The sequence below is a fragment of the Brevibacillus choshinensis genome (assembly GCF_016811915.1).
Classification (GTDB): Bacteria; Bacillota; Bacilli; order Brevibacillales; family Brevibacillaceae; genus Brevibacillus; species Brevibacillus choshinensis_A.
In genome coordinates this window covers 789,077-805,142 of the sequence record NZ_CP069127.1, presented here as the reverse complement: position 1 = coordinate 805,142, position 16,066 = coordinate 789,077, and the positions used below count along the sequence as shown (strand labels likewise).

At 52.6% G+C, this 16,066-nt stretch carries 16 protein-coding genes; 3 read left to right on the top strand and 13 right to left on the bottom strand.

Features of this window, described 5'->3' with window-relative positions; all coding sequences use genetic code 11:
- Window positions 1-9: 9 nt before the first annotated feature.
- The 3 genes from JNE38_RS04225 to atoS form a co-directional block, all read right to left on the bottom strand.
- The gene (locus JNE38_RS04225) at window positions 10-1,338 is read right to left on the bottom strand and encodes a TIGR00366 family protein (protein ID WP_203355391.1); all 1,329 of its coding nucleotides are present in this window, start codon (window positions 1,336-1,338) and stop codon (window positions 10-12) included.
- A gap of 168 nt (window positions 1,339-1,506) precedes the next feature.
- Entirely contained in the window at window positions 1,507-2,895 is a 1,389-nt protein-coding gene (locus JNE38_RS04220) for a sigma-54-dependent transcriptional regulator (RefSeq protein ID WP_203355390.1), read from the bottom strand.
- Entirely contained in the window at window positions 2,892-4,718 is a 1,827-nt protein-coding gene (gene atoS / locus JNE38_RS04215; RefSeq protein WP_203355389.1) for a two-component system sensor histidine kinase AtoS, read from the bottom strand. Before atoS ends, JNE38_RS04220 begins: the two co-directional genes overlap by 4 nt.
- 87 nt (window positions 4,719-4,805) lie before the next feature.
- On the opposite strand from atoS, the gene JNE38_RS04210 reads away from it, so the two are divergent.
- Window positions 4,806-5,267, top strand: a complete 462-nt coding sequence (locus JNE38_RS04210; protein WP_203355388.1) for a low molecular weight protein-tyrosine-phosphatase — start codon at window positions 4,806-4,808, stop codon at window positions 5,265-5,267.
- A 40-nt stretch (window positions 5,268-5,307) separates the two neighbouring features.
- Here the strand turns inward: JNE38_RS04210 and JNE38_RS04205 are convergent, their stop codons facing one another.
- The 3 genes from JNE38_RS04205 to JNE38_RS04195 form a co-directional block, all read right to left on the bottom strand.
- A complete protein-coding gene (locus JNE38_RS04205) occupies window positions 5,308-6,117 on the bottom strand; it encodes an alpha/beta hydrolase (protein ID WP_203355387.1) in 810 nt (269 codons plus the stop codon).
- Window positions 6,118-7,276: 1,159 nt separating this feature from the next.
- A complete protein-coding gene (locus tag JNE38_RS04200; protein WP_203355386.1) occupies window positions 7,277-8,023 on the bottom strand; it encodes a class I SAM-dependent methyltransferase in 747 nt (248 codons plus the stop codon).
- Window positions 8,024-8,189: 166 nt separating this feature from the next.
- Window positions 8,190-8,750: a DJ-1/PfpI family protein gene (locus tag JNE38_RS04195; RefSeq protein WP_203355385.1), complete on the bottom strand. Its 561-nt coding sequence runs from the start codon at window positions 8,748-8,750 to the stop codon at window positions 8,190-8,192.
- 148 nt (window positions 8,751-8,898) lie between these two features.
- On the opposite strand from JNE38_RS04195, the gene JNE38_RS04190 reads away from it, so the two are divergent.
- Entirely contained in the window at window positions 8,899-9,312 is a 414-nt protein-coding gene (locus JNE38_RS04190) for a winged helix-turn-helix transcriptional regulator (protein WP_203355384.1), read from the top strand.
- A gap of 27 nt (window positions 9,313-9,339) precedes the next feature.
- Here the strand turns inward: JNE38_RS04190 and motB are convergent, their stop codons facing one another.
- From motB to JNE38_RS04170, 4 genes are all read right to left on the bottom strand, one after another.
- Entirely contained in the window at window positions 9,340-10,149 is an 810-nt protein-coding gene (motB, locus tag JNE38_RS04185) for a flagellar motor protein MotB (protein ID WP_203355383.1), read from the bottom strand.
- Entirely contained in the window at window positions 10,142-10,945 is an 804-nt protein-coding gene (motA, locus tag JNE38_RS04180; RefSeq protein ID WP_203355382.1) for a flagellar motor stator protein MotA, read from the bottom strand. Before motA ends, motB begins: the two co-directional genes overlap by 8 nt.
- 134 nt (window positions 10,946-11,079) lie before the next feature.
- A complete protein-coding gene (locus JNE38_RS04175) occupies window positions 11,080-11,811 on the bottom strand; it encodes a ZIP family metal transporter (protein ID WP_203355381.1) in 732 nt (243 codons plus the stop codon).
- Between the two features lie 146 nt (window positions 11,812-11,957).
- Window positions 11,958-12,560: a flavin reductase family protein gene (locus JNE38_RS04170; protein ID WP_203355380.1), complete on the bottom strand. Its 603-nt coding sequence runs from the start codon at window positions 12,558-12,560 to the stop codon at window positions 11,958-11,960.
- Between the two features lie 188 nt (window positions 12,561-12,748).
- Here JNE38_RS04170 and solA point away from each other — a divergent pair, with 188 nt between their 5' ends.
- A complete protein-coding gene (gene solA / locus JNE38_RS04165; RefSeq protein ID WP_203355379.1) occupies window positions 12,749-13,879 on the top strand; it encodes an N-methyl-L-tryptophan oxidase in 1,131 nt (376 codons plus the stop codon).
- Window positions 13,880-13,959: 80 nt separating this feature from the next.
- On the opposite strand, the gene JNE38_RS04160 is transcribed toward solA, so the two are convergent.
- From JNE38_RS04160 to JNE38_RS04150, 3 genes are all read right to left on the bottom strand, one after another.
- On the bottom strand, window positions 13,960-14,844 hold the full coding sequence (locus JNE38_RS04160) for an IS3 family transposase (protein WP_203354636.1): 885 nt from the start codon (window positions 14,842-14,844) through the stop codon (window positions 13,960-13,962).
- Window positions 14,784-15,110: a helix-turn-helix domain-containing protein gene (locus tag JNE38_RS04155; protein ID WP_203354637.1), complete on the bottom strand. Its 327-nt coding sequence runs from the start codon at window positions 15,108-15,110 to the stop codon at window positions 14,784-14,786. The genes JNE38_RS04160 and JNE38_RS04155 overlap by 61 nt, the downstream gene beginning before the upstream one ends.
- Window positions 15,111-15,214: 104 nt before the next feature.
- Window positions 15,215-16,027, bottom strand: a complete 813-nt coding sequence (locus JNE38_RS04150; RefSeq protein ID WP_203355378.1) for a protein-glutamine gamma-glutamyltransferase — start codon at window positions 16,025-16,027, stop codon at window positions 15,215-15,217.
- Between the last annotated feature and the right edge of the window lie 39 nt (window positions 16,028-16,066).

Genomic DNA, 16,066 nt, shown 5'->3' with positions numbered 1-16,066 from the left:
GGATGATTTCTAGAAAAAAGACAATCCGACGGCGAAGATGATGCCGGAGACTAGCAGCGTGGTGACGCAGTAGCCCATGATGTCCCGCACGCCGAGCCCTGCGATGGCCAGCGCAGGCAAAGCCCAAAACGGCTGTGCCATGTTCATCCATGCTTCTCCATAGGCGATAGCCATGGCGGCAATGCCGGAGTCCACGCCGAGCTGCTGGGCCGCTGGCATGATGAATGGCCCTTGGACCACCCAGTGTCCGCCCCCGGATGGGACGAAGAAGTTGACGAAGCCGGAGCTCAGAAACGCGAGGAACGGGAAAGTCTCCGGTGTGGAGATGGAGATGAAGGCATTCGTCATCATTCCACCAAGCCCAGATTGTTCCATCATGCCCTGGATTCCTGCATAAAACGGGAATTGAATCAAAATGCCCGCTGTCCCTTTCGCCGCGTTGCCAACAGCCTTCATGTAGGAAAGCGGTGTTCCATGCAGAAGCAATCCTGTAATGAAGAAGAGCAGATTGACCGTATTAATGTCTACTTTAAACCCTTTGTTTGCAAAGTAATAGATCAGGTACGAGAAGCCCAACGCGCAAATGATAACAGTCAAAATCCGGCTGTTCTCCATGATGGTGGCAAACGTTCTTTCCGATGGGGCAGAAACTTCTGCTGTTGCAGCCACTTCTTCTTTTGCGAACAGGTGCGGATCGATCTCCACGACTTCTTTCCCTGTCGGCATCATCAGTCGGGTCATGATCGGCAATGCGATCAAGAGGGCGATCGTGATGAACAGATTGTAGCCCGTAAAGATCGTATCCGTCAGCGGGATCAGTCCAGCTGATTTTTCCATTGGATTGCCTGGCGTCGCAGCCGTCAACGGAACCGAGCCGGAGAGTCCTCCATGCCAAGTCAAAAAGCCGATGTACGCACAAGCGATCAAAAAGCGATAATCAGAACCAGGAACTCGTTTCGCCACTTCTTTGGCAAACAGCGCGCCTACGATCAAGCCGAAGCCCCAGTTGATCAGACAGGCAATGGCAGAGCCAAGCGTGACGAGAATCACCCCTTGCACGGGTGTTTTAGCGATGCCTGCCAGTCGTGTCAGACTTCTGCTGACGAGCGGCGAACTGGCCAGCGCGTGACCGGTTACCAGGACGAGAGCCATTTGCATGGCAAAGGCGAGCAGGTTCCAGAAGCCACTTCCCCAGAATTGAACCATCTCGATGGGACCATGATCCGTAAAGATAAGGCCGCTTGCAAACAAAATGATGGTGAGAATGAGGGCGAAAACAAACGGATCTGGCAAGTACTTCTGAACCAGAGTCGAGAAAAAACGTGACAACGCTTTCATGAAAGTCCTCCTTACGATGCTTTGCTTTCCATCACTTCCTTCTAATTCAAGAATCATGCCAACTGTTTTTTTCGTGGCAAAATGGCTTTCTTCTGGTGTTTAGCCCAATTAGGAAACAAAAAAAGTGTGTAAAAAGTAAACCCTTTGCCTACTTTTTACACACTTTGCTTATTCTTCAGACACATCGATCTCGTACATGTCCATTTTGTACAGCAGTGCACTGCGAGAGATGCCCAGCCGTTTGGCAGTCCGCAGCCGGTTTCCCTTTTCCCGCTGCAATGCCCGGGTGATCGCCTCCTTTTCCACTTCCTGAATGATGTCTTTCATGGGACGATCCTCAAAGCGGATGCCGCTCTTTTCTGCCTCTGGCTCTGCTTGCAGCTCCTCCAGAAACGCCTGAACGTGCTCGGGAAGAATGGCAGGGCCGCTGGCTAAGACAACTGCCCGTTCGATCGTATTTTCCAGTTGCCTCACATTCCCTGGCCAGTCATAGGCATGCAGGATTTCTACAGAAGCAGGGGACAGGTAGCAGCCCTCCTTTCCCGTCTCGCGCCCGTACTTGGCGAGGAAGTGGCGAATCAACAGCGGGATATCCTCTTTTCTCTCCCGCAGCGGCGGCATCTGGATCGGAACGACGTTGAGACGATAGTACAGATCCTCGCGAAACAGCTCCTGCCGGATCCGCTCCCGCAGATCGCGGTTGGTGGCTGCGATGATGCGAACATCCACCGGTATGGGATCTACTCCTCCCAGCCTGACAATCGTTCTCTCCTGCAAGACACGCAGCAGCTTTACTTGCAGCGAAGGCGTCAGCTCCCCCACTTCATCGAGGAACAAGGTACCTCCGTCTGCCGCTTCAAACAGACCTTGCTTGCGTGCGACTGCTCCAGTAAAAGCCCCCTTCTCGTACCCGAACAGCTCGCTCTCCAAAAGTTTCTCCGGAATCGCTCCGCAATTGACGGGGATCAAAGGCTGCTCTGCTCGCGGACTATTCGTGTGAATCGCTCGCGCAATCAGCTCCTTGCCTGTCCCGCTTTCCCCTTGAATCAATACGGTCGCTCTGGACATGCTGACTTTGCCTACCAGCTTGTACACTTCCTGCATGGCGGGGCTCAATCCCACCAGAAACCCCGGGCGATCGGTCTTTTCCTCTGGTGACGGGTGCATGCTTCCATCCTCTTCTCCTGAGTCGGGCTGTTGCATGGCTTTGGCGACCACCTGCTTCACCTGCGTGAGGTCAAACGGCTTTTGCACGTAATCAAAGGCACCCAAGCGCATCGCTTCCATCACATCGTTCGCGGATCCGTAGGCAGTCATCATGACGACGCTGGGAGCCGGACCCTTTCTCTGCTTCAATCGGCGAAGCGTCTCCATGCCGTCGAGCTGGGGCATCCGCAGGTCCAGCAGCATGACCTGTGGCTGGTATTCTTCCAGCTGTGCCAATGCTTCTTCCCCGCTCGCTGCTTCCTTCGTTTCGTACCCTGCCTTCCGCAAGCTTGTGGAGAGCGCTTTTCTCACGTTTGCCTCATCGTCGACCAACAGAATACGTCTTTTCATCTGTCTGCCTCCTCCCATCTTCCAGGCAGCGCCACGGTAAACCGGACACCGCTCGGTACGTTTTGTGCTATGATGTGACCTCCATACGCGTGGACAATTCGCTGGGAGATTGCCAGCCCCAGACCGGTGCCGGAAGTTTTTGTGGAATAGAAAGGCTCGAACACGGAGAGCAAATGCTCTTCTGCGATATGCTGGCCATCATTGGTTACGTGGACACAGGCATGCTCTCCATCCTTTTCCGTCCGAATCTCGACCGTTCCCCCATTCGGCATCGCCTGGATCGCATTGATCAGGATGTTCAGGAACACCTGCTTCAATAAGTCGGGGGAAGCCAGGACGAAGGGCGCGTGATCCCCAAAGCACCGCTCCACCTGAATGCCTTTGTCAGCAGCGCTGCGTTCCATCAGCATGACAGTCTGGTTGATCACATCCCATACATGGATGTAGACATTGGCCTCCTCGTTCGGCTTGGAAAAGAGCAGCAGCTCGTCAGCGAAACGATTGAGCCTCTCCACCTCCTCGACGATTATTTCCGTATACTCTCTATTGTCGTGATCTTCCGGCAATTCTTCCTCGATGATTTGGGCAAAGGCTTTGATGGATGTCAGCGGGTTGCGCACCTCGTGAGCGATGCTCGCCGCCCATTCCCCGATGACAGCCAGACGCTCCGCTTGGGCCAACCGACTCTCCATCCGCTTCCACTCTGTCCGTTCATCCAGCACCACAATGGCCCCCAGCACCTGCTCCATCGGACTGATCCAGATGGAGGTTCCTACCTTCACGTAGCGGAGTCCCAGCTCGGCGTGCTGATATTCCCACTCCGCATCCCGGATCGTTTTTCCATGCGCGAGCGTCTCTGACAGCATCTCCACGAACGGCTGGCTATCGGCGAATACATCCGTGTACGCTCTTTCCATGACCTGCTCGGCAGACAGTCCGGTTACTTTCGTCGCAGCTTCATTCCATGATGTGATTTTCCCGCCGCCATCCAGCGCGAATACTCCGCTGTCCATGCTTTGCATGATCGTCTCCGTACGCGTGCGACTGGCCTGCAGCTCTCCCGCCATTTTGTTGATCGCCTCCGATATTTCACCAGGCTCTCCTGCCAACCTCCTCATTCGAAACGATAAATCCAGACTGAGCCTGCGCAGCCCGGCCTTGATCTCTTCCAGGACCGCTTCCAGCCGATGAACCATCAATCCACTCGCCACGGCAGCGATCAGGCAGCCGAGTCCAGAAATCGCATAGATGCTTCTGCGCATTCCGGCCAGCTGCACATCGATATTGCTCATCAGCTCGTTCGCCCACGTATAGCCGATCGTCTTTCCGTCTCTTTTCAGCGGGTACATGGCGTTCATGATATTGCCTCTGACCTGTTCGCCAATGGCGATCTCCGGCTTCCCGCTCTCCATGACCATGCGCCCGAAATGCGTCGGAGAAATCGACTCCCCCACATGAAATTTCATCTCTTGGCTTGGTCCGTATGTAACGATCGCATCCAGATCGGCTGCGTAATACCCGACACCGATGCCCGGATGCTCGGCGGCGATCCGATCTGTAAGCGGTTGCAAGGCTTGGTTAATAAACTCGATCTTTTGTTCCCGCGTTGCTTCCACTACTCCGAGTCTTTTGGTCAGATCGTCATAGTCTTTGGGCAGCGCAAAGTCCAGCTGCTGTGTGATGGCAATCAGCTTTTGCTTCTTTTCTTCCAATAGCGCTTGTTCTGCCGCATGCAGCAGGACCATTCCCGTAAGCAAGATGGGCAGGATCGTCACCGCGACCACGGAAGCCACCAGACGTATCCGATAAAAATATGCTTTCACTCGTCATTCCTCGCTCTTCGCTTCCTCTTCTATGTTATTCTAACATAGAGAACCCACTTATTTTGGATTGGAAAAAGGAGCGTACGTATGACCCGTGTCTTATTTGTTTGTTTAGGGAATATTTGTCGGTCTCCTATGGCTGAAGCAGTTTTTCGTAATCTCGTCATTCAAAAGGGCTTGTCTGAACAAATCTCGATAGATTCGGCAGGAATCGGCGGCTGGCATGCCGGAGAACGCCCCCATGCGGGCACCCAGAAGGTGTTAGACGAGAAGGGCATTGCCCACGATACGCTGCGGGCGCGCCAAATCTCCCCTGACGACTTCACCTCCTACGATTACGTCGTATGCATGGACGAAGAAAATCTGTCCGCCTTGCAGCGGATGGCTCCCTCGGGCAAGAAGGTGTATCGCCTGCTTGACTTTGCCGCTGGCATCGCCGAGCAAAACGTGGAGGATCCGTATTATACCGGGCGCTTCGGCTACGTCTACGATCTCGTGGAAAACGGCTGCAAAGGGCTGCTGAATCACATCCAAACAAACAAGGGATAGCCGCAGAGTGGGCTATCCCTTTTGCTTTTTTACCAGGCGGTCAAACCGCGACTGTTTCTTGTTCGGTTTGATTTCTCAGCCATTTTACCGTACTGCCGATCAGACGCTGATAGCTGTCTGCTGCCGAAAAGGTATGGTCGCCGCCGATGACGATCTCGGTCTCAGAGCGGCCGCGTCTGCGCAAGCGCAGCTCTCTTTCATAATGGAACATGGCATCCACGGAGATGACGTCGTCCCGATTGCCGTGCAGCAGCAGGACGTCTCCCTCAAACTGCTTGGTTTGACGCAAAGGGAGAGACCCGTTCAGGGACTGGAAAAAGCGATCCTGAAGCAAGTAGCCGTGGTGATCGGTTTTTCCGGTCAGCAAGGCTTCCTGGTACTCCTTTTCGCCTACGATTCGCACGATATCATCGTAAGGCCTAGCCACAGCCGCCCATAGCACGAGCGAGGAAATGCGTTTATCCTGGCTTGCGGTCAGCATGGATACAGCTCCGCCAAGGCTGTGGCCGATCAGGCTGACGCGATTCGGGTCGATGCTTTCCAGGGCAAATGCGTAGTCGAGGACGTCGCGGGTCTGGCTGAGGAGGACATCCAATCCTCCGGCTCCGTAATCGCCATCGCTCTCCCCGCATCCCCCGTAGTCGAAGCGCAAGACGGCAAAGCCGTTTTCAGTCAGTTCTCTGGCAGCTTTGACGAACAAGCGGTCGACCCCGATGCGGCTGCCGATGAATCCGTGGCAGATGATGACGAGTGGATGCTTTTCACTTGTTTGAAGCGCATTTCCCACAGGTTCGTGAAGGGTAGCTGCCAAGAAGATGTCCCCGCTAGGTATTCGTAAAGTCCGTTCCATTGAACATTCACCTCATTTATTTTCAGTAATCCGAGTTGTTTACTTTGTTATATGCATTATCTCCTTTATCTGGGGGAATGTCAAGGAAGATTGCCAGGATGACTATATACCACAGTTAGTGCGGGGAATGCTCTGTGGAACTGCCTTTCTGGCCAACTCTCGTGGCGGGGCGGAAAAAGGAGAAAACGCTCCGGTTAGTAGGGACACTGCTTGGGGGTCATCCCTGCACGGCTCCGCTCCAAAAGCGGAACCCGCGTCCGAGTAGCGGCTTCCGGGAGCATTTTCTTAGGTGGACGCTAAAGGCAGGTTCCGCTTTTTCCACTGCGCCTGGGCTGTGTCCCTAATACCTTCGCTTTTTTCTCCTTTTTCCTGGAACAGCTGGTTTGGTTGGGCTGGCTTTTACTGAATTCTATTTAAGAGCGTTTATCGGGGAATGCTCTGTGGAACTGCCTTTCTGGCCAACTCTCGTGGCGGGGCGGAAAAAGGAGACTGCGCCTGGGCTGTGTCCCTAATACCTTCGCTTTTTTCTCCTTTTTCCTGGACAGCTGGTTTGGTTGGGCGGGCTTTTACCGATTTCTTTTTGAGAGCGTTTATGCGAGGAATGCTTCGTGGAACTGCCGCTCTGGCCAACTCTTGTGGCGGGGCGGAAAAAGGAGAAAACGCTCCAGTTCGTAGGGACACTGCTTGGGGGGGCATCCCTGTTCGGCTCCGCTCCAAAAGCGGAACCCGCGTCCAAGTAGCGGCTTCCGGGAGCATTTTCTTAGGTGGACGCTAAAGGCAGGTCCCGCTTTTTCCACTGCGCCTGGGCTGTGTCCCTAATACCTTCGCTTTTTTCTCCTTTTTCCTGGAACAGCTGGTTTGGTTGAGCGGAAAAAGGAGAAAACGCTCCAGTTCGTAGGGACACTGCTTGGGGCATTCCTGCACGGCTCCGTTCCAAAAGCGGAACCCGCGTCCAAGTGGCGGCTTCCGGGAGCATTTTCTTAGGTGGACGCTAATGGCAGGTTCCGCTTTTTCCACTGCGCCTGGGCTGTGTCCCTAATACCTTCGCTTTTTTCTCCTTTTTCCTGGACGGCTGGTTTGGTTGGGGGGGGGCTTTTACTGCGTTTGCGTAGCAAAAAACCTCGGGAGTCCGAGGTCTTTCATCTATTGCCTGAGGCGCTTACCCTTTCCGGCACTTGATGATCATGGTTGTCGGGACAAGCTTTGCTTTTTCTAGCGAGTACCAGCCGTTTACGTGTTGATGAAGGATAGCCTCGTCCGTGCAGACGTCTTCGATGATCTTCTCGATTTGGAAGCCGGTTTGGATCAGCGTATTGATGTAGGTGCTGAGCTTGTACTGCTGCATGATGGCGGGCTCTCGCCAGGCTTCGTGTACATACGGGCCTTCTTCGAGGTACGATTTTACCACCGTGCATCTCCCCTCCGCAGCCTTGATTCGGTTGTACAGGGGATGCTCCCAACTGAAGAGAAATATTCCCCCCTGCTTCAGATAGCGATGGACATTGGATAGCGTCTTTTCCAGATCAGTCGTCCAACCGATGGCAAAAATGGAGAACACGATATCGAAATAGCCATGGGGCAAGCCGGGATCGAGCTCCATGGGGGATTCGAATAGCCGCGCTTCCGGCTGGATGTCTTTTAAGACGGATCGTGCCGTCTCGATTTGCACGGAAGACAGGTCTACTCCCCACAGCTCTCCTGCCTTTTTCTGATGCAGATAGAGCAGGGAATGACCGCTTCCACAACCGATCTCCAAAACCTTTGCCTGCGCAACATCCCCAAACAGGTTCAACTCGTCCTCTCTCGGCGCGAGAGGTCCGTACTCCGGCAGAGGGTTTCTCCCAAAAAACCGCGGTGCTGCCTCGTTCCAGCTGTTCTTGTTCATCTTCAAGGTTTCTGCATTCACGTTTTCACGCCCCCCAAACTTTTGTCAGGACGTAACTTCGCTCCCCATCCATTTTTTACCTACTTGACATTTGCAAGGATCAGGGCAATTGGTTATAACTTCCAGTACCTATGAATAACGCAAAAAGGGACAGCGCATTTACGCTATCCCTCTGTCGATTCTCTTATTACGCCTGTGCGTTTACTTGTTTGACGAATTCCTTCATCTGGACGGGCAGGTCGTTCCATGCGTGGCCGGAGATGAGGTTGCGGTCTACGTGGAAGCGGGTCTCCATGTATTTCGCTCCCGCGGCTTCTACCTCTGGACGGCACGCAAAGTATGCAGTCATTTCGCGTCCTTTGATGTCTTCTGCGATGACGGTCAGCGCTACGCTCGCGTGGCACAGGATCATGATCGGCTTATCTTGCTGGAAGAAGTGGCTGGCGATTTTGCCGAAATCCTTGTGCAGGCGAATATGTTCGGGAGCACGTCCACCCGGGATGATCAGGGCGTCGAACTGCGCAGGGTCAATTTCTTCAAAAGAAGCGTGGGCCTCAATCTGGTAACCGCGTTTCTCGGTAAATGTCTGCCAGTCTTCGAAATCGTGCACGACGGTGTGCAGCACTTTCTTGTCCGTCGGGGAAGCGATCGTCACGTCATACCCTTCCTCCAAACAACGGTAATACGGATAATAAGCTTCCAAAGCTTCAACGGCATCGCCGGTTAGAATCAATACTTTTTTAGACATGGTGCCCTCTCTCCTTTACAATTAAGTACATCGTGATCTGACAAGGTCTATTATAAAAAGGATAGGCCAGCAGCATAAGAATGCACTTTTTTGTGCGGAGGTTACCAAAAAGGTACTATTGGAAATGAATCGTAAGGAGAAATCATAGATGTCTGATATTCGCAAAGAAACGCTGGAAAAGATCCGCAATGGTGACTTTACATGCTCCAAGGAACTGACCCTCTCCATGTTTAGCGGGAAGTGGAAGGTGGTCATCCTCTGGCATCTGGGTGTGGAGGGACCTCATCGATTCAGCGAGCTGCAACGGCTCTTCCCGAAGATCACGCATAAAATGTTGACGAGCCAGCTAAAAGAGCTGATCGAGGATGGCATCGTGCACCGTGAAGTCTATCCCGAGGTGCCGCCACGGGTCGAGTACTCCATGACCGAGCTCGGGATGACACTGCTGCCGATCGTTGAGATGATGTACGACTGGGGCGAAAAGCGCATGGCGCAGCTCAAGCTGACTATCCACCCGAAAGCCAGCGACAGTGAAGCGGAAGAAGCTAATGAAAAAGGATAGCACCCCATGTGCTATCCTTTTTCTCTATTACGGTGTCATCGTATTTTTCGGGGGTGCAGCCAGATCGCGCAGAATCGCGACTTCTACCCGGCGATTCTTGGCACGACCTTCTGCTGTAGAATTCGATGCAACCGGATGGTACTCACCCATGCCTGTCGCGCTGAATTTGGTCGGGTCCAGATTCGGGTTTTCCAGCAATACCTTGAGGAAGTTAACCGAACGCTTTGCGCTCAAGTCCCAGTTGGACGGGAATTCGGCGCGGTGAATCGGTACGTTGTCCGTATGTCCCGTCACCGTGACTTTTTTCGGATGCGGCACCAGCATCGAAGCCATCTCGGCCGCGAGCTTGCGAGCCTCCGGTTTGAGGTCCGCTCTGCCGGAATCAAACAGCGCGTTGTCGAGGATGGTAATGAGCAGGCCTTCTTCGGTCAGCTTGGTCTGCAGCTTGTCCTGCAGCTTGTTTTGCTGAATGTAGCCTTCCAGCTGTGACTGCAGCTTTTTCAGGTCCTCGGTCTCTTTCCGCACCGCTTCCTCCAGCTTTTTCTCCTCTTCCGTCTTTGGCTTTTCCGACTCCTGCGCCCCTTTATGGATCGTTTGCTGAGCCATGTTTGGATCAAGCGGCACCGGGCTCGGCTGGTTCAGAACCCCCACTCCTCCATTGAGCGCAACATTGAAGGACTTCACCAGCTGGTCGAACTTTTTCGCATCCATCTCGCTGGATGCAAACAGCACGATAAACAAGGCAAGCAAAAGCGTGAGCAGGTCTGCGTACGGAATGAGCCAAGTCTCGTCCATATGCTCTTCATGGTGAGCATGTCTTTTCGGTCGCTTAGCCATTTACCGCAGCTCCTTCCTCCTTCTTCTCTTCCTTCACCTCGGCACGGTCCTTGTACGGAATGTACACGAGCAGCTTTTGTTCGATCGCAGCTGGCGAAACCCCTGCCTGAATGGACAGAAGACCTTCTACCATGATCTTTTTGATTTCAATTTCCTGCTTCGACTTGCGCTTCAGCTTGTTGGAAAATGGATTCCACAAAACGTAGCCGGTAAAAATCCCGAGCAATGTCGCAACGAACGCGGCGGCAATCGATATTCCCAGCGCATCGATATCGCTCAGGTTGCCAAGTGCCGCGATCAAGCCAACCACCGCACCCAACACCCCCAGCGTTGGCGCATAGCTGCCGGCCTGGCTGAAAATCAGCGCACCCATTTGGTGACGCTCTTCGATAGCATGAATCTCTTCGTTCAGCACATCGCGGACAAAATCTGGCTCTCCGCCATCGATGATCATCTTCATACCGTTTCGCAGGAAAGGATCCTCGATTTCATCCGACGTATTTTCCAGGGCCAGCAATCCTTCACGACGAGCGATGGACGCCCAGTTCATAAATTGACCAATCAGTTCCCGTTTGGCAGGGAGTTTTTGCTCTTTAAAAAGAACCTTGAAAAGGGCGGGAATCTTTTTGACTTCCGACATGGGAAATGCGTTGAATATCGCTGCAGCCGTCCCCACCATGATGATCATGAATGCTGCTGGATTCAGTAATGCAGAAGGGCTGGCGTGCTTCAAGATCATCCCCACGACTACTGCGACAACTCCTAGTACTAAACCTATCAAGGTCGACTTTTCCATCGTGACACTCCCTACTTCCATAATCGAAATCTATCTATATATGGTTTCGGTAAAATTCGCCTTGATTGTGAGTGAAAGTTGCCGAAAAAAGGAACACTTTTGTGAAAAACGAAAAAAGAACAAGAAAAATCGTGTTATCCAAACTGCTGCACCATTCCGATCATCACCAGCAAGCCGACGATGAACGAAAACGTGGCCGATCGCGCATGCCCGTCACCGTGGCTCTCCGGGATCAGCTCCTTGTAGACGATGAACAGCATGGCCCCTGCCGCAAACGAGAGTCCGTAGGGGACCAGCCCTTCTACGAATGCCGTTAAATAGTACCCGATGATGGCAGACACAATTTCGACCGCTCCAGTCATGGTCGCCAAAAGAAACGCCTTGAATCGGCTCACTTGCTGATTGATCAGAAACAGAGCCACCAGAAAGCCCTCCGGCGCATTCTGCAGGCCGATGGCAAAGGCGATCAGACCACCCAGGCCCGGCTGTTCGCTGGAATAGCTTACCCCTACAGACAGGCCTTCCGGGATGTTGTGCAAAGTAATGGCCGCCAGGATGAGTATCGCTTGTGAATCCATGGAAATATTGACCCGCTTATGCTCCAGATCAATATGCGGGATGAAGCTCTCCAGCACGGTAAGCGCCAGCGTCCCCGTCAATACGCCCATGCAGATGACGTAGAAAGGGGCGTTCGCCATCGCTTGCGGAATCAGACTGAAGGTAGCTGCAGCCACCATGATCCCGGCTGTAAATGCGAGCAAAATGTCACGCCAGCGATGCGTCACGGTCTTGAAAAATAAAATCGGCAGCGCGCCAGCTCCTGTGGCCATCGCCGAGAGAAAACTACCCATCAATAGTTGCTCCATATGGTCCCTCCACCTCGTGCATGCACTTCTTCCATCATATCATTTTGCGTGTATGGAATATATTGCATCGCGTGTGAACTTGGCTTCATCTCCTTTCCGGACGAAAAGAAAAAACGCCATATGTCATGGCGTGCCTTACGTTTATCTTATGTCTCAGACCGATAAGTTTTACCCAATTCTTCACTCAAGCCAAAGTAATGACGAAAGTTGTAAATGAGCGGATTCCAGGCCTGGGGATTTACATACCGTTCCCTGACGACCATATGCTCTTCGGCATGCACCCGTCGCACATGTGTCTCGACAATGGCAAATCCCTCTGCGTACTCCGGAGTCCGAATCTGGCGGACTTCTGCCTCCAGCTGGAGAGGACATTCTGCAATGCGCTCTGGTCTCACCGTTTCCGATGCCAAGCGGGTCAACGCTCCTGCTGCGAACTTATCTTTTTCATAGCGAAAGCCGATCGCCTGTTTATTGGGTGGTACGGGATCCTTTCCCGTCAAGGATGCCAGTGCCTCCACCTGGCGCCACATGCCTGCATCGGGGAGATTGATGACGCATCCAGGGCGTTCTCTGAGATTCTCCAGTCCCTGAGAGCCTGTCCCCAACCCGAGAATGATATATTCACCTAGCGCCCAGGAGGAGGAGATCGGGCTAATGTTCGTGGTGCCGTCTGGATTCTCTGTTGTCAGCAGGACAACAGGCGCTCCGTAATACAGGATTTTGGGCTGAATGGTAACGTGTGAGCTCATATTCAAGTCTCCTTTTGTCATTAATGAACTTTTCCCGCTCATTTTACCCCGCCGTTAGTTCCATCTGGCTCGAAGTATGGATGTTCGAAATTTTGCTGACCTGCATCTCGATTTCCAACCATCCTTGTAGGATAATGAAGGTATGATTTGCGGACGTGTATACCATAGACGATGTTAGGGGGATCCGGATGGAAAACTACGAAGTGATCATTGTCGGGGCAGGCTCCATGGGGATGGCGGCCGGTTATTATTTGGCAAAGCAAGGCGTACGCACGCTGCTCTTGGATGCTTACGACCCACCGCACACGATGGGCAGCCATCATGGGGATACGCGCATCATTCGGCATGCCTACGGGGAAGGCAAAGAGTACGTTCCATTCGCCTTACGCGCGCAGCAGCTGTGGCTCGCGCTGGAGGAGGCATCCGGGAAAAAGCTGTTTGAGCAGACAGGTGTCCTCAGCGCGGGAAGAGAGGACTGCAGGTTCTTGAAAGAGCTTCGCGAAAGTGCCGAGACCTATTCCCTCCCGCTTACGGTCATGAAGGCCGAAGAGGTACACACCCGTTGGCCCGGCATTCTTTTGCCAAACGATTACTACGCGTGCCTGGAGCCTACCTCCGGCGTTTTGTATGCGGAGGAATGCATCAGGGCCTATCGCGAGCTGGCAATTGCCGCAGGTGCCACGCTTCTGACCCATACACCCGTCACGGGTCTGCTGCCGGATGGCGATGGCGTCATCGTTCATACAGGGGCGCAGGCGTATCGGGCAGACAAAGTGCTGCTCAGCGCAGGAGCCTGGAACCCTTCCCTGATCACATCTCTCGGATTGAACCTGCCGCTTGTCCCGACCCGTAAGACCGTGGCCTGGTTCGGAGCGGACGAGAAGCTGTACGGGGCAGAGCACTTCCCCGCGTTCATCTTCAATCTGGAGGATTCCATGTATTACGGATTCCCGAGCATCGGTCAGGCTGGGGTCAAAATCGGCCGGCACGATGGCGGACTGGCGATCGACCCTGATCGGCTGGAGCGGACGTTCGGCGCTTTCCTCTCGGATGAAGGAGATGTGCGCTGCTTTCTGGAGACGTACATGCCGCAGGCCGCTGGACCATTGCGCCAAGGACGCGTGTGCATCTACACGATGACCCCTGATGAGCATTTCGTGATCGACCGCCATCCAGAGCACGCACAGATCGTGATTGCAGCCGGCTTCTCTGGCCATGGCTTCAAGTTTTCGAGCGCTGTCGGAGAGGCCGCCAGCGAGCTGCTCACGACAGGCACCTCCACTCACGACCTCTCCGTGTTTTCCCTTGGACGTTTTTAAGAGGAAAAATAAATCAGCCTCGTTCCCACATCGCTGTGGTCAAGACCCCATTTAGTGGACAGTATGAAAAACCCCGGTCGCTAGGCCGACAGCTGACGTCTGAATTCAACAGGCGTCAGCTTTTTTAATCTTCGTTGTGGTCGACTTTGATTGTAGAATTGAATATATTCTTCAATTCGCCTTTGTGCCTCATCTACACTTCGGATATCATAGGGGTAGAGCCCTTCCGTTTTGAGATGCGAGAAGAAGCTCTCCATCGAGGCGTTATCATAACAATTGCCTCTCCGAGACATGCTGATTTGGGCGCCAACCTTCGGCAGCATGTCGTGGTAAGCGTAGGACGTGTACTGGAATCCTTGATCGCTGTGAACGATCAGTCCAGTCACGTCTTTCGTTTTTTCAAAAGCTTTCTCAAAGGTCCGCAGGACCAGTTCATTGTCGTTACGAACTCCCATGTGGTAGGCTACAATCTCGTTATTAAACAAATCCTTAATAGCAGATAGGTAGAGCCAAGTATCCGCAACACGATATTGTGTGATATCCGTTACCCATTTTTGATTCGGTGCACATGCTTTGAAATCACGTTGTAGGGCATTCTCGGCAACTCGTCTCCCTACAGACGAAACATAATGACTTCGATATTTGCGGCGAATTCGAGAACGAAGTCCCATTTCTTGCATTAGTCGAAGTACCTTCTTATGATTGACCCACACCCCGCAATCTTGCAGGAGAAATAGTTGAGTTTGTCTATATCCATATTTTCCGTCATACTTCCTATACACTGCCTGGATGAAGTCTTTTACGGGCTTGTTCCTATCCGTTACTTGTCGTTTTAGGTAAGCATAGTATCCACTTCTTGAGACTCTAAACAACTTGCAAAGTTCACTTATGGTATATTCACCAGCTACTTGTTTGATCGTTGCATACTTATGGACTGCACCTCCTGCATCCAGATTTCCAAACACTTTTTTAGCATCTTATTTTCCCTCTCTAACTTCTCCAGATATCGGTTCGAATCGATGTATTCCTTACGGCGGCCACGTTGATCCAGAAGCCCAAACTCTCCGAGTTTCTTATACTTCCGCATCCAAATCTTAATTCGTCCTTCATCATGGATATGTAACTTCTCTGCTATTTCTCGATGGGAAACACCATCTAATTTCATCTGAACCGCCTGCAACTTTAGCTCTTCACAATAATGTTTAAACTTTTGGCCTTTCTTTGCTGGCATAAAAATGCACCCCTAAAGTTTTCATCGGTAAACCGTAGGGGTTTTTCCAATGTCTACTTTAAGGGGTGCACATCACTGGGCACGAGGCTTTTTCTTCTTTCTTCTCATTCATTCCAATGGGCCGATCCGATCTGAGCCGAGATACTTTGCAGCCTCCCTGACATGCTGTTTTGGCCGTCACTGAATTGCGACAGGTAAGCAAAGCCCGGTCTTGTCGCCTGACGCACGAGATAGGCGGATCGAGTCGCACCCGGCGCTCTCTCGTCATTGAGAAAATCGATCAGCTCATCTGCCGTCTTGATCCCTGCACCATGCCCGTAATACAGTCCTCTCCCCAGATCGACTACGTTTTCTCCCTGCCACCACGGCTTCATAGGATTGAATTCCGGGTTGGCAAAATACAGGATGTCGCCAGGCAAAAAGGTATTGGTAGTCCCCGTCTGCAGGTCCAAGTCCTGATCGTAGCGCCAGTCGTAGAGCAAGATGTCCGCAAACAGCCGTTCAAAATCGGCTGGCCGAATCGAGTGTAGTGTCGCATGGTACAAAATAATCACCATGGCTGTCGCACACTCGGTTGCATACAGTCTTCCATTTCGGAAGATGTCAATAATTCCTTGCGACGACAGAATCCCATTTCGCAGCTGAAACCCGCCCAGCTCCGTCCTGTACCAGTACCGCTCATTGCATCGTGAATCCACAAAAGTAGAAAAGGCAATTCCGCTGTCATTGAGCGCTCTTGCCGACCTCACGAGGTGATCTCTCATCTTCAGTTCAAATTGCAGCATCTCCGGTGTCGGATACTCGAATGCTTCCTGGCTTCGGGCCATTTTTTCGACGATTTCGACCTGTACTCGGTTCAGCCTCCAAGCCGTAGTCAGCGAAGACGGGTCGACCTGTCTCCCTGCAATCCAAATCATGGGTATCCCCCTTCTCGCTCTCCATCATGATTATGTCTA

Coding starts and splice junctions, on each gene's coding strand:
- JNE38_RS04225 (WP_203355391.1), bottom strand. CDS start 1,338: ATGAAAGCGTTGTCACGTTTTTTCTCGACTCTGGTTCAGAAGTACTTG.
- JNE38_RS04220 (WP_203355390.1), bottom strand. CDS start 2,895: ATGAAAAGACGTATTCTGTTGGTCGACGATGAGGCAAACGTGAGAAAA.
- JNE38_RS04210 (WP_203355388.1), top strand. CDS start 4,806: ATGACCCGTGTCTTATTTGTTTGTTTAGGGAATATTTGTCGGTCTCCT.
- JNE38_RS04205 (WP_203355387.1), bottom strand. CDS start 6,117: ATGGAACGGACTTTACGAATACCTAGCGGGGACATCTTCTTGGCAGCT.
- JNE38_RS04195 (WP_203355385.1), bottom strand. CDS start 8,750: ATGTCTAAAAAAGTATTGATTCTAACCGGCGATGCCGTTGAAGCTTTG.
- JNE38_RS04190 (WP_203355384.1), top strand. CDS start 8,899: ATGTCTGATATTCGCAAAGAAACGCTGGAAAAGATCCGCAATGGTGAC.
- motB (WP_203355383.1), bottom strand. CDS start 10,149: ATGGCTAAGCGACCGAAAAGACATGCTCACCATGAAGAGCATATGGAC.
- motA (WP_203355382.1), bottom strand. CDS start 10,945: ATGGAAAAGTCGACCTTGATAGGTTTAGTACTAGGAGTTGTCGCAGTA.
- JNE38_RS04175 (WP_203355381.1), bottom strand. CDS start 11,811: ATGGAGCAACTATTGATGGGTAGTTTTCTCTCGGCGATGGCCACAGGA.
- JNE38_RS04170 (WP_203355380.1), bottom strand. CDS start 12,560: ATGAGCTCACACGTTACCATTCAGCCCAAAATCCTGTATTACGGAGCG.
- solA (WP_203355379.1), top strand. CDS start 12,749: ATGGAAAACTACGAAGTGATCATTGTCGGGGCAGGCTCCATGGGGATG.
- JNE38_RS04155 (WP_203354637.1), bottom strand. CDS start 15,110: ATGCCAGCAAAGAAAGGCCAAAAGTTTAAACATTATTGTGAAGAGCTA.
- JNE38_RS04150 (WP_203355378.1), bottom strand. CDS start 16,027: ATGATTTGGATTGCAGGGAGACAGGTCGACCCGTCTTCGCTGACTACG.